The organism is Acinetobacter sp. AS23, from assembly GCF_023612055.1.
Classification (GTDB): domain Bacteria; phylum Pseudomonadota; class Gammaproteobacteria; order Pseudomonadales; family Moraxellaceae; genus Acinetobacter; species Acinetobacter oleivorans.
Window position 1 is genome coordinate 650,429 of record NZ_CP082274.1, and the last position, 11,884, is coordinate 662,312.

The 11,884-nt window shown below is 38.3% G+C and carries 15 protein-coding genes; 10 read left to right on the forward strand and 5 right to left on the reverse strand.

Annotated features, from left to right (window positions below):
• The first annotated feature begins 23 nt into the window (after positions 1–23).
• Both mscL and K6I41_RS03175 read left to right on the forward strand, forming a co-directional pair.
• Positions 24–455, forward strand: coding sequence for a large conductance mechanosensitive channel protein MscL (gene mscL / locus K6I41_RS03170; protein ID WP_013196893.1), 432 nt, complete (start codon positions 24–26; stop codon positions 453–455).
• 141 nt (positions 456–596) lie between these two features.
• Complete coding sequence (locus K6I41_RS03175) at positions 597–950, forward strand: gamma-glutamylcyclotransferase family protein (protein ID WP_250375186.1); 354 nt, start codon at positions 597–599, stop codon at positions 948–950.
• A gap of 10 nt (positions 951–960) precedes the next feature.
• Here K6I41_RS03175 and K6I41_RS03180 read toward each other — a convergent pair whose 3' ends face one another.
• The gene (locus K6I41_RS03180) at positions 961–1,251 is read right to left on the reverse strand and encodes a peptidylprolyl isomerase (RefSeq protein WP_005309756.1); all 291 of its coding nucleotides are present in this window, start codon (positions 1,249–1,251) and stop codon (positions 961–963) included.
• A gap of 19 nt (positions 1,252–1,270) precedes the next feature.
• The gene (gene mutM, locus K6I41_RS03185; RefSeq protein WP_250375187.1) at positions 1,271–2,095 is read right to left on the reverse strand and encodes a bifunctional DNA-formamidopyrimidine glycosylase/DNA-(apurinic or apyrimidinic site) lyase; all 825 of its coding nucleotides are present in this window, start codon (positions 2,093–2,095) and stop codon (positions 1,271–1,273) included.
• A gap of 75 nt (positions 2,096–2,170) precedes the next feature.
• On the opposite strand from mutM, the gene K6I41_RS03190 reads away from it, so the two are divergent.
• The 4 genes from K6I41_RS03190 to K6I41_RS03205 all read left to right on the forward strand — a co-directional run bounded on the left by K6I41_RS03190 (position 2,171) and on the right by K6I41_RS03205 (position 7,098).
• A complete protein-coding gene (locus K6I41_RS03190) occupies positions 2,171–2,737 on the forward strand; it encodes a DNA-3-methyladenine glycosylase (RefSeq protein WP_250375188.1) in 567 nt (188 codons plus the stop codon).
• 134 nt (positions 2,738–2,871) lie between these two features.
• Positions 2,872–5,001: a TonB-dependent receptor family protein gene (locus tag K6I41_RS03195; RefSeq protein WP_250375189.1), complete on the forward strand. Its 2,130-nt coding sequence runs from the start codon at positions 2,872–2,874 to the stop codon at positions 4,999–5,001.
• Between the two features lie 9 nt (positions 5,002–5,010).
• The gene (locus K6I41_RS03200; RefSeq protein WP_130173364.1) at positions 5,011–6,120 is read left to right on the forward strand and encodes an NADH:flavin oxidoreductase/NADH oxidase; all 1,110 of its coding nucleotides are present in this window, start codon (positions 5,011–5,013) and stop codon (positions 6,118–6,120) included.
• Positions 6,121–6,174: 54 nt separating this feature from the next.
• Complete coding sequence (locus K6I41_RS03205) at positions 6,175–7,098, forward strand: AEC family transporter (protein ID WP_250375190.1); 924 nt, start codon at positions 6,175–6,177, stop codon at positions 7,096–7,098.
• Positions 7,099–7,129: 31 nt separating this feature from the next.
• On the opposite strand, the gene K6I41_RS03210 is transcribed toward K6I41_RS03205, so the two are convergent.
• The 3 genes from K6I41_RS03210 to ygfZ form a co-directional block, all read right to left on the reverse strand.
• On the reverse strand, positions 7,130–7,954 hold the full coding sequence (locus K6I41_RS03210; RefSeq protein WP_107881240.1) for a tetratricopeptide repeat protein: 825 nt from the start codon (positions 7,952–7,954) through the stop codon (positions 7,130–7,132).
• Between the two features lie 183 nt (positions 7,955–8,137).
• Positions 8,138–8,848: a DsbC family protein gene (locus K6I41_RS03215; protein WP_005309781.1), complete on the reverse strand. Its 711-nt coding sequence runs from the start codon at positions 8,846–8,848 to the stop codon at positions 8,138–8,140.
• Between the two features lie 146 nt (positions 8,849–8,994).
• Positions 8,995–9,717, reverse strand: a complete 723-nt coding sequence (ygfZ, locus tag K6I41_RS03220) for a CAF17-like 4Fe-4S cluster assembly/insertion protein YgfZ (RefSeq protein ID WP_192834364.1) — start codon at positions 9,715–9,717, stop codon at positions 8,995–8,997.
• A gap of 212 nt (positions 9,718–9,929) precedes the next feature.
• On the opposite strand from ygfZ, the gene K6I41_RS03225 reads away from it, so the two are divergent.
• The 4 genes from K6I41_RS03225 to K6I41_RS03240 all read left to right on the forward strand — a co-directional run bounded on the left by K6I41_RS03225 (position 9,930) and on the right by K6I41_RS03240 (position 11,835).
• Positions 9,930–10,382, forward strand: coding sequence for an SRPBCC family protein (locus K6I41_RS03225; protein WP_192834420.1), 453 nt, complete (start codon positions 9,930–9,932; stop codon positions 10,380–10,382).
• A 107-nt stretch (positions 10,383–10,489) separates the two neighbouring features.
• A complete protein-coding gene (locus tag K6I41_RS03230; protein WP_192834365.1) occupies positions 10,490–10,846 on the forward strand; it encodes a DUF488 domain-containing protein in 357 nt (118 codons plus the stop codon).
• A gap of 91 nt (positions 10,847–10,937) precedes the next feature.
• A complete protein-coding gene (locus K6I41_RS03235) occupies positions 10,938–11,282 on the forward strand; it encodes a zinc ribbon domain-containing protein YjdM (RefSeq protein ID WP_250375191.1) in 345 nt (114 codons plus the stop codon).
• Positions 11,283–11,493: 211 nt separating this feature from the next.
• The gene (locus K6I41_RS03240; RefSeq protein WP_005309794.1) at positions 11,494–11,835 is read left to right on the forward strand and encodes a YegP family protein; all 342 of its coding nucleotides are present in this window, start codon (positions 11,494–11,496) and stop codon (positions 11,833–11,835) included.
• Positions 11,836–11,884 lie beyond the last annotated feature (49 nt).

Genomic DNA, 11,884 nt, shown 5'->3' on the forward strand with positions numbered 1-11,884 from the left:
CCCCGACATCTGGAGATGTTTAGATGAGTATTATTCAAGAATTTAAAGAATTTGCCATTAAAGGCAATATGATGGATTTAGCCATTGGTGTGATTATTGGTGGTGCTTTTGGCAAAATCGTGGACTCTTTAGTAAAAGATATTATCATGCCAATTATCAGTGTGATTACTGGCGGTGGTGTTGATTTTTCGCAGAAATTTATTGTTCTAGGATCCAATCCTACAAATCTGCAATCTTTAGATGCTTTGCAAAAAGCAGGTATCAATGTTTTAACTTATGGTAATTTCCTCACCATTTTAATTAACTTCCTAATTTTGGCTTGGGTAGTGTTCTTAATGGTGAAATTATTAAATAAACTTCGTCGTAATAAAGAAGAGCCAGAAGCTCCAGCTGCAACTCCTGAAGATATTCAGTTATTGCGTGAAATTCGCGATGAGTTGAAAAAGCAAGCTTAACAATATTCTGAATTAATAGGAAACGGTACCGAGAGTGCCGTTTTTTATTACTTAGTATTTTATACTGGACTAAAGATATTGATAAAATAGACAGGCTACCGATAGGCTCAACTACGTACATTGTAAAAAGGATATAAATAAATGAATCAGCTTTTTGTGTATGGCACTTTATGTCCGAATAAAGCAAATGCTCATATTTTAGAGCAGATTGGTGGAAGCTGGACAAAAGCTAGTGTGCAGGGTGTGATTCATATTTTAGATTGGGGACCTGACAAAGGCTTAAAAGCGCTTGAGTTAGATTCGCAGGCGGATTGGGTAGAGGGCTATTTGTTTAGTACAGAAAAACTTGCTGAAAACTGGCAAATGCTTGATGACTTTGAAGGTTTTCAATACAAGCGTGTCATTGCAGATGTGAAATTAGAGTCGGGTGAGTGTGTTAAAGCCTGGACATATCAACTGAATGCACAGGCTCAAACTTCTGAAAAAAATAATTAAATTAATGGAATCAACGTAAGCTGCCCATTCGGAATTTAACTTCTAAAAGATGATAGCCAAACTGGCTTTTGATTGGACCTTGTAACACACGTTCAGCAGCTGTAAAAACAACTTTGTCGATGACTGGCACAAGTTGTCCTTTTTTAACTTCGCCAAGTTCACCGCCACGTTTTGCCGAATTACAGGTGGAGTATTGTTTGGCAATTTTTGCGAAGTCGGCACCATTTTGTAACTTCTTTTTTAGCTGCTCAGCTAAGTCTTTATCTTTGACTAAAATATGACGGACAATTGCTGTTTGCATGTTGTCTTTCTCCAAAAAATTAAGGCTTTCTCAGCTTTTTAAGTGGTTGGCACTGGGGACAAAATACGCTGGCACGTTGACCAAGTTTTAAGTTTTCTAATGTGGTTTCACAGTTAACACACATTTCTCCAGCACGACCATAAGCAAGTAGAGTTTGCTGGAAATAACCATTTTCACCCATGGCATTGCTGTAGTCGCGTAAAGTCGAACCACCTAAATCAATTGCTGACTTTAGAATTCGTTTAATTTCGACAACCAGTTTCTCAATCTGTTGCATACTTAAATCACCAGCAGGTTGTGCTGGGTGAATGCCAACATTAAATAAGCTTTCAGTTGCATAGATATTGCCTACACCGACGACTACATGATTATCCATGAGTGCAATTTTTATGCCGACAGCCTTATTCTTGAGTTTGGAAGCTAAATATTCTGCATGAAAGTCAGCACTTAAAGGCTCAGGTCCTAAAGTGTCAATGAGTTTGCCTTGAGTTTCCGTATTAAGCCAAAGAATACAACCGAAACGACGAGGGTCATGGTAACGTAATTGCTGATCTTCAAATTGAATAATCAGATGGTCATGCTTTCTCAGTTCGTCATTTGGCTCGGTTAGACGAAAGCTTCCTGACATGCCTAAATGCCAAAGCATTTGATCTTGTTCAAACTCTGCCAAAATATATTTTGAACGTCGGTTTAACCCAATGAGACGTTGCCCAACAAGTTTCTGAACATCATCTGGTATAGGCCAGCGTAAGCTAGGATTGCGTACTTCAACACTTAGAACTTTTTGATTCAATAATGGAAATAAACTGGTTTTGGTGGTTTCGACTTCGGGTAACTCAGGCATGCCAACTCGCAGAATTAACAGATATACTGGATTAATCAAGTATAACGTGTGGTATGTAATATTTCAGAGATTACTATGTCAGATATTTTACCATTAAGCTGGTTTCAACGTGAAACCTCAGAAGTGGCTTATGACTTAATTGGCTGCGTATTATGTAAGCGACAACCTGATGGTCAAGTCATCCGTTGCACAATTAGTGAAACAGAAGCTTATTTGGGTGTTCGTGATAAAGCTTGCCACAGCTACAATGACAAGCGCACAGCACGAACAGATATAATGTATCGCTCTGGCGGTACGATTTATGTCTACTTAATTTATGGCATGTATGAAATGCTCAATCTGATTACTCAGACAGAAGGCATCCCTGAAGGGGTAATGATTCGTTCTGCATTTTTAAGTGGTGCTTCAACAAAAAAAGAATATAAGCTTCTAGCTGGACCCGGAAAATTGACACGCTATTTGGGTATTGATCGGACTTTAAAAGGTCAAACCTTGGGAGAGGAGTCTGGACTATGGATTGAAGCAGCTTCAACGCAGCCAGAAGTGGTATTGACGCCACGGATTGGAATTGATTATGCCGAAGAAGCAAAAGATTGGCCTGAACGTTATTGCTGGAAAGACCATCCATCTTTGAGTCGATAATTCCAATCTGGAAATCAGTTTTTAGATATCGATGAAGAGTGTTCTAGATTTACAACAATGCAGATCGAATTCATTATCCAGACAAGACACCGCTTTTTGTTATGATAACTACAATATAAATAAAGGAAATAAGCATGTCCTTATTACGCTTAGACCGACTTCATTACTGTATTTTGATGAGTATGGGCTGTATTTCTAGCCCCATTGTGTGGGCTGAAGACTTAACCCAAGACGTGACTGTATTGCCAACGTTACATGTGGAAGCAACTCGTACCGATACCGCCTATTTGCAGACACCAGCTTCGGTTTTTCGAATAGATGCGCCTCAAGTCGATACTTCTTCACAAGTAAACTTAACCGAAGTTGTGAAGGGTATACCGAGTTTACAGCTTCGCAATCGTGAAAATTATGCACAAGATTTACAGTTATCTATGCGTGGTTTTGGTGCACGTTCAACTTTTGGTGTCCGTGGTATTCGCCTATATGTGGACGGTATTCCTGCAACGATGCCAGATGGACAGGGTCAAACATCTAATATCGATTTGAGTAGTCTGGACCATGTTGAAGTTCTAACGGGACCTTTTTCATCGCTATATGGAAACTCATCTGGCGGGACAATTTTAACGTCTACTAAAGAAGGGCAAGGGAAAGACTCAATTGAGCTGAGCTATTCGGGAGGCAGCCACGATAAAAGTCGAGCTGGACTCGTGCTACAAGGTGGAGCAAAGGGCGCGAATGAACCAAGTTATGTTATTAGCTCATCTTACTTCGACACTAATGGTTACCGAGAACATAGCGGTGCAGAAAAAGTACTAAATAATGCAAAGCTCAGTTGGAATCTTGATGATGGTAGCAAAATCAACTGGGTAACCAACTATGTAAAAATTCATGCAGACGATCCGCAGGGTTTAACGTATGACCAGTGGAATGCTAATCCAAAGCAACAAGTTCCATTTTTAAAGCAATTTAATGTCCGTAAAGACATTGAACAAACTCAAACGGGTGTGACATGGTCTAAACCGATTAATGATAAAAATGAACTCTATGCCATGGCATATTTAGGTAATCGTCAAGTCACTCAATATCAATCTATACCTAAATCAACACAAGATGCCAGTATCAATCATGCAGGCGGGGTGATTGATTTTGAGCGTGATTATTATGGTGCTGATTTCCGTTGGACGGGCAAAGAGTTACTTCCAAATACTACTCTAAGTGTTGGTGTTGCACTCGATGCAATGGATGAAGATCGTAAAGGTTTTGAAAACTTTAATTTAGTAAACGGACAGCCTTCTTATGGCGTCAAAGGTAATTTGCGCCGTGATGAAGATAATACCTTATGGAATGTCGACCCATATTTACAAGCATCATGGCAGTTCTTACCAACTTGGCGTTTAGATACGGGTGTTCGCTATAGCAATGTCCATTACAAATCTAAAGATAACTATTTAAGTAATGGCGACGATAGTGGTAAGACTGATTACAGTAAAGTTTTACCTTCGGCTGCTTTAAGCTGGCAAATTTTACCTGAACTGATGGCCTATGTGAGTTATGCCAAAGGATTTGAAACGCCAACTTTTACTGAAATGGCATATCGTCCAGATGGAGAAAGTGGTTTTAATTTTGATTTAACAGCATCCACAAGCGATACCTATGAAACAGGCTTAAAATCACAAAACCAATTAGGTGATTTTACTTTGGCGGTTTTTCAAACTAAAACCAAAGATGACATCGTTTCTGCCGGCAACTCAAATGGCCGATCAACGTTTCGTAATGCAGATAAAACCTTACGTGAAGGGGTAGAGTTTGCATGGAATAAAAAGTTGTGGCGAGATTTAACTGCGACTGCTAGCTATACATATTTAGATGCAACTTTTGATGCTGATATTCCAGCATTAGGAAGTATTGCTCAAATTCCATCGGGTAATGCCATTCCAGGAATTGCTAAAAACCAGACTTATGCCTCTTTAGCTTGGCAGCCATCGCACGGTCTATATGGCGGTGTAGATGTACAGTATATGGATAAAGTATACGTGAATGATACCAACAGTGACGCAGCGCCAAGCTACAGTGTAACCTCAGCTAATGTGGGTTATGCATGGGTAATAGGCGACTGGAAAGTGAATAGTTTTGCCCGTGTTGATAACCTATTTGATAAAAACTATACAGGTTCAGTGATCGTAAATGATGGAAATGGACGCTACTTTGAACCAGCGGATGGACGTAACTGGAGTGCAGGTTTACGTGTAATTAAGCAATTCTAGGAATTAAAAATGGCAAAATTATTTGAAACGGTTAACTTTGGTTCACTACAACTGGTCAATAGAATTGTAATTGCTCCAATGTGCCAATATTCGGCAACAGATGATGGTGAAATTACCTATTGGCATGAACAGCAATGGGCAAATTATGCATTGTCTGGCGCAGGACTTTGTATTGTTGAGGCGACTGCTGTACAACCTGAAGGTCGGATTAGCTATGCTGACCTTGGGCTCTGGAATGATCAGCAACGTGACCAAATCAAAGCGTTGTTAGCTAAGGTTCATACACTTTCACCAATGCCATTTGGAATTCAGTTAGCACATGCAGGGCGTAAAGCATCTACTGAAAAACCGTGGTTAGGTAAAGGTCAGATTGCAAAGGATCAGCCTCATGGTTGGCAAACGGTTGCACCAAGTGAAAGTACTTTTTCTGTTCATGATGCAGCACCCCATGCTTTGACTATTGCTGAGATTAAACAGGTTCAACAAGACTTTGCAGTGGCTGCAAAACGTGCTGTAGAAGCTGGGTTTGAGCTGATTGAAGTTCATGCTGCGCATGGTTATTTATTACATCAATTCTTATCGCCAATTGCCAATCAGCGTACTGATGAATATGGTGGTTCTTTAGAAAACCGTATGCGTATGACTCTTGAGGTTCTTCAGGCAATTAAACTCGCTGTACCTGAAGGTTATCCTGTTGGTGTTAGACTCTCTGCGACTGATTGGTTAGAGAGCATCGAGCACTGGGATGTTGAATCTACAGTGGGTTTATCAAAAGCTTTAGAGCAATTGGGCGCAGCCTATGTGCATGTGTCTAGTGGTGGTTTGCACGAGCATCAGTCTATTACGATTGGGGCAGGTTACCAAGTTCCATTTGCTGAACAAGTCAAAAAGCATGTGTCTATTCCAGTCATTGCTGTAGGGCTAATTACTGAGCCAGAACATGCTGAACAAATTCTGGAAAACCAGCAAGCTGATGCTATTGGTCTTGCTCGTGCAATGTTATATGACCCAAGATGGCCTTGGCATGCAGCAGCGGCTTTAGGGGCAGAAGTTAAAATTGCGCCTCAGTATTTACGTTGCCAACCACATGGATTAAAGCAGCTTTTTAACTCTTTTTAATTGTATTGGGCAAAGTCATCTTTGCCCATTTTTCTTGCTAAGTGAGGACGGTCAGTGGTTTTTCAGGTTATTTTACCTATCTTGATATTGCTATTGATGGGCTATGTTTGTGTCCTCATCAAATTGGTAACACCTGAACAGATCAGGGCACTTAGCGCATTCGTAATTAAAATTTCCTTACCAGCTTTTTTAATTCATTCTTTGGCAAATAAAAACTTACAAGACATTTGGCACCCAGCTTATTTTCTTGCTTATGGCGGTGGGTCCTTAATTTTATTTTTCTTGGCTTTCATTCTCTATCGAAAATATTTTAAAAATAGCTTAACCCATAGTGCCGTCATCTCGATGGGCGCATCTATGTCCAATACTGGATTTATGGGAACAGCTATTTTAACCATGTTGATAGGTAATCACGCTGCTATTTATATTTCTTTAACACTCATCATTGAAAATTTATTGATTGTGGCGCTGATGCTCATTCTGGCCGAAGCTGGTTTACATCAACAACAAAATCTTTTACCGCTTTTAAAACAGACTTTTTTTAACTTACTCAAGAATCCTGTCATTATCGCTATTTTGGTTGGAATGGGATGTATTCTTTTCGATGTTAATCTTCCTACGACGCTTGATCAGTCTCTAGAGTTACTTGGACGTACAGCTTCGCCTTTGGCTTTGTTTGCAATTGGCGGGAGTTTAGTGGGTATTGGAATCACAACAGTAAATACAGAAAGTATTTTGTTGGCGATATTTAAAGTTATCCTCATGCCATCTGTTATTTTTTCTCTCTTTTTGATCACTCCAAATGTAAGTCGTGAGATGCTTTACGCAGGAACATTAATTGCTGCTTTACCAATGCCGATTGCTTTCGGAATTTTTGGACAAGCCTACGGTCTAAATGAAAAAGCATTAACACCGCTTATGATTAGTACAGTTGTTGGTTTCATTGGGGTTAGCGGGCTTATTGCTTTGTGGTGGTAAAAGAAAAGCCCCTTACGGGGCTTTTCATTGACTATTTTTTTGGTGCTGGCTGTGCGGGAGCATTTGCAGCCTGTTTACTTTTTTCTGCAATAATCTTATCAACCGAGGCTAAAGACTCTTTAGCGTTAGGAACATTTTGATTGGCAAGTTCAGTAAAGATCTTTTTGGCCTCAGGTAAATTTTGTGGAATGATATTGCCATTCGCCATCATGGTCGCTAATGCCATAGACGCAGGAGCGTAGCCTTTTTGAGCAATCGATTGTAAAGCTTCGATACCTTGGCGTTTCATTAACGGATTTTTATTTTCCACACCTTGGCTAATATCATAAAGTGCTTTCACCTGAGTCGCTGGATAGTTACCTTTTCTAATTAAAGGCGCTAACTTTTGAAGAGCAATTTGATGTGACTGCGGTTTCTTCTGAGCAAATAAAATCGTCGCGATTTTCACAGTTGCATCATCAGAACCTTGAGCCGATGCTTTTTGAATATATTGACTGAATTTGTTGCTGTCTTTGGCAACCCCTAATTCACCAGTCTCATAAATTTGTGCAAGCGTGTAACTCGCTTGGGCGTAACCTTTATTTGAAGCATCTTCATAATATTTGAGGGCTTTAGAAGAATCTTTTGCTGTACCTTGGCCCATTTGAGTCATATAGCCTAAGTTATAGATGGCTTGGGCATTCCCTGTTTGGGCTAGGCGTTGCATTTCTTGAAATGCGGCAGAGTAATTTTTTGCTGCGTAGAGTTGTTCAGCTTGTTTGAAAACATCGGTTTTAGCAGCAGTCGCCGTGTTATCAGCTGCAAAAATTGATGCACTTGAAAGGGTGATTAGGCTTGCGATTAGTAATTTCTTCATTTCTTTTTAACCTTTTACTTCGTAGCTACATCATTCCATTGATGCATTAAATAGTTTCATTTCTCATCATAAATATTGATTGCTGAAAGTAAACAGCCGATTTGTATATAAAGCGCTGCACTTTGGGCAAATTGTGGAGAAAAAAGACCCACTCACATTCATACAACGGAGTGGGTAATATTATTATTTTGCTGACTGAAGTAATGCTTCAATTTGCTTGGCATCACTTGGAACACCAGAGAGTCTTTGACCATCTTGCAAGAACAGGGTAGGTGTTCCATCAATATTTAATTTTTGACCTAAAGCGATATTTTTCTGAATTGGGCTTGAGCAACTTTTGCTATTAGTCGGCAATTTGCGGTTAAGCATGTAATTTGTCCACGCTTCTGCCGGGTTTTTTGAGCACCAGATTTGATTTGAAACTTTTTCAGCATTTGGATGCAAACTAGTAAGAGGATAAAGGAACACATATACCGTTACGTTATCAACACCAACCATATTTTGCTCTAAGCGCTGGCAATATGGGCAATCGGGGTCACTAAAGACATAGATCGTACGTTCGCCTTTACCTTTTACATATTTAATAGCCTGATTTAATGGCAAACTTTTAACGTCAATTTTACCCAGTTCGGCAATACGTTCTTCAGTCATATTTTTTTGTTGTTTGATGTCGACTAGGTTACCAACAAAAAAGTACTTAGCATCTTGGTTGGTATAGACAATGCGGCCGCTTGTGTACACTTCATAGATGCCTTGCACAGGAGATTGATAAACACCTTTTACAGGCAAATCTGGATAATTCGTCTTAAGATTTTGTTCAAGTGCTTTAACATCAGCATGAGCAGAACCGAAAATAGCCAGACTCAACATGAGTGTAGCAAGTTTAGTTTTCATCTTTTTTCTCTTTAATTTCAACAGGGCTAATGATGGCATATAAAACTTAAAAAATTGATGTTCTAATCTAATGAAATCATTAGTGTTTTGTATCTATAAAAAAGCCCACTAACTTAGAAGTGGGCAGTTCGAGCTAATAAAAATTATTATTGTGGTCTTGCAACATCGCCACTTAAAGCTTCAGGTAACTCAAGAACTTGAAGCCCCAACTCTTGTAGAGCAGCAGGTTTAGCAACAACTAAAGCAAGATAGCCTTCATCATTTGCAATACTATTAACGACTTCAACATCGTTATTTAATTGAGTTGCTGAAGCAGGCGCTTCACCTGTACCTTGTACGAGATGTAACCAATGTTTTGGTTTTGCTTTAAACCAAAGACGCGCCACAATTTCCTGACCTAAGTAACAGCCTTTATCGTAATTGACACCTTCACGTTGATGTAAACGCAATTCTTGGGGCTGGAACTCATGTTCAGTTGCCTGTGTAATCCACGCTTGACCAGTCATAATGGCTTGTTTTTGCCATTCAGAAATATCAGTTTCAGTCGTATTGAACTCAGTTTGATGATTCACAACTTTTGGAAACACAGCGCCTTGTTCACTTAAGGTCATTTTCGAAAAAGCACCAAATTTTTTAACATGTTTGGCAAACTCTTCAGCTTGATCTTGAGCAACTACAATTTCAAAACTTTCAGGATTAATCTTCTTTAGCCACAAGCCAAAATGAATACGACCTTTAAGATCACAAATGGCTGTATAGCGAGTTTCATTTTCAGCTAAACGTTCAGTATCTACAGTAACTTGGCCTTGTAAAAACTTCTGTGCATCTACACCGTTTAAAGCATATGAGGAGAAAGCGAGCAGACTCATGATTAATCTCAAATTCAATATGTTTCTTTATGATTGCTGACTATTTTGCTCCATTTTTACTAAAAAATCAGCCCTAGTTTTCGTAATTTGATTTCACCTGAAAAAAGTATTTTGTTTGAAAAAACACCAAAAATATACGTTCGGATAAATCGGAAGGTTTAAGCTAATAAGCATAATTTCGATAATTTAAAAGAAATTAAAATAAGGAGAATATAATGGCAACAGGAACAGTAAAATTTCATCGCGTATTTAAGGCTCCAGCCGAGCGAGTTTACCGTGCATTTTTAGATCCAGATGCTTTAGTCAAGTGGTTACCACCGCACGGCTTTACTGCAAAAGTTCATAGTTTTGATGCAAATGTTGGTGGCTCATACAAAATGAGTTTTACCAATTTTTCGACAGGTTCAACACACGCTTTTGGTGGAACATATGTTGAACTCATTCCAAATGAATTAATTCGATATAACGACCAATTCGATGACCCAAATTTACCAGGTACTATGCAAGTTACCATTACGTTAAAAAGCGTATTGGTAGGCACGGAAGTACATATTACGCAAGAAGGCATACCTGAAGTTATTCCTGAGGAAGCTTGTTATTTGGGATGGCAAGAATCCTTATCTTTGCTTACTTTATTGATTGAAGCTGAAATTCCAGATCAATAAAGCTTCTAAAATTTTGATGAAATATTTAAAAAGTGAGTGGAGCTAAATCTGCTCACTTTTCTTTTATAAGATCTATCTAAAATGTAAAACTTACACAGAGAAAGATTATGGATATACACATTAAAAGAATTTATGAAAATGCTGAACCTAGTGATGGAAAGCGAATTTTGGTTGACCGCCTATGGTGTAGGGGAATTAGTAAGGAAAAGGCTCATTTAGATTTGTGGTTAAAAGAAGTGGCACCTTCAACTGAACTGCGCAAGTGGTTTCATGCAGCAACGCCAGATCATTGGGAAGAATTTAAGCAGCGTTATTTAAAAGAGCTTGAAACCAACTCCGCAGTTGAAGAGCTACATCGCATCGCAGTAGAACATATAGTTACGCTTTTATATTCAGCAAAAGATGTTGAAAATAACCATGCAATTATTTTGAAAGAATATTTATTAAGTAAAAACTCAAAATGAATGTATAAATTTTTTTTTGGTAAAAGTCTTTTATTTAAAACTTTAAAAAATGAGTCATATCTCGCATAATATACTTTTTGAGATTTTTTTCATGTCTTTGCCAAACTGCCCAAAATGCCAATCAGAATATACTTACCAAGATGGCGACTTATTGATTTGTCCTGAATGCTCAAATGAGTGGAAAGAAGGGGATACATCGCTTACTGAAGAACAAGAAATTATTAAAGATGCTAATGGAAATGTATTAGCTGATGGCGACAGTGTAACTGTCATTAAAGACTTAAAAATTAAAGGTTCATCTTCAGTCGTAAAAGTAGGCACGAAAGTAAAAACGATTCGTTTAGTTCCAGATGCAAGCGATGGCCACAATATTGATTGCAAAATTGATGGTATTGGTCAGATGAAGTTAAAATCTGAATTTGTAAAAAAAGCTTAAATTGTTAATTTTAATTACATTTCAGTAGGGATATGCACTTATATCTCTACTTTTTAAATTTCTAACATCATTATAATTTTATTACGAAAAAGTATAAAAAATGGGCTATTCAAAGAATGATAGCCCATTTATATTGTCATAAATAACAAATAACTTTCGTCCAGAATAATAACGAAAGTCATACCCACACCAACAAAAAAATGAGGTTTTTATGGCAGGATGGTACGAAATTTCACTAGCGAGTGATGGACAATACCGCTTTATTTTAAAGGCAGGAAATGGTGAACCTATTCTAAATAGTGAGCTATATAAGGCTAAAGCTTCTGCGGTAAATGGTATTGAATCAATTCAGAAAAATAGTGGTGATGACGCACGATATGAGCGTTTAACTGCAAAGAATGGGAAACCTTATTTCAATTTAAAAGCTGCAAATCATCAAATTATTGGCACAAGTCAATTCTATGCGAGTGAAGCTTCACGAGATAAAGGAATTGAATCTGTTAAAACCAATGGTTCATCGACAACTATTAAAGACTTAACGGTTCAGGCATAAAATTGAGTTAAAAAAAAGCAGCTTCTAAAAGCTGCTTTTTTATTTGTCT

Coding starts and splice junctions, on each gene's coding strand:
- mscL (WP_013196893.1), top strand. CDS start 24: ATGAGTATTATTCAAGAATTTAAAGAATTTGCCATTAAAGGCAATATG.
- K6I41_RS03175 (WP_250375186.1), top strand. CDS start 597: ATGAATCAGCTTTTTGTGTATGGCACTTTATGTCCGAATAAAGCAAAT.
- K6I41_RS03180 (WP_005309756.1), bottom strand. CDS start 1,251: ATGCAAACAGCAATTGTCCGTCATATTTTAGTCAAAGATAAAGACTTA.
- mutM (WP_250375187.1), bottom strand. CDS start 2,095: ATGCCTGAGTTACCCGAAGTCGAAACCACCAAAACCAGTTTATTTCCA.
- K6I41_RS03190 (WP_250375188.1), top strand. CDS start 2,171: ATGTCAGATATTTTACCATTAAGCTGGTTTCAACGTGAAACCTCAGAA.
- K6I41_RS03195 (WP_250375189.1), top strand. CDS start 2,872: ATGTCCTTATTACGCTTAGACCGACTTCATTACTGTATTTTGATGAGT.
- K6I41_RS03200 (WP_130173364.1), top strand. CDS start 5,011: ATGGCAAAATTATTTGAAACGGTTAACTTTGGTTCACTACAACTGGTC.
- K6I41_RS03210 (WP_107881240.1), bottom strand. CDS start 7,954: ATGAAGAAATTACTAATCGCAAGCCTAATCACCCTTTCAAGTGCATCA.
- K6I41_RS03215 (WP_005309781.1), bottom strand. CDS start 8,848: ATGAAAACTAAACTTGCTACACTCATGTTGAGTCTGGCTATTTTCGGT.
- ygfZ (WP_192834364.1), bottom strand. CDS start 9,717: ATGAGTCTGCTCGCTTTCTCCTCATATGCTTTAAACGGTGTAGATGCA.
- K6I41_RS03230 (WP_192834365.1), top strand. CDS start 10,490: ATGGATATACACATTAAAAGAATTTATGAAAATGCTGAACCTAGTGAT.
- K6I41_RS03235 (WP_250375191.1), top strand. CDS start 10,938: ATGTCTTTGCCAAACTGCCCAAAATGCCAATCAGAATATACTTACCAA.
- K6I41_RS03240 (WP_005309794.1), top strand. CDS start 11,494: ATGGCAGGATGGTACGAAATTTCACTAGCGAGTGATGGACAATACCGC.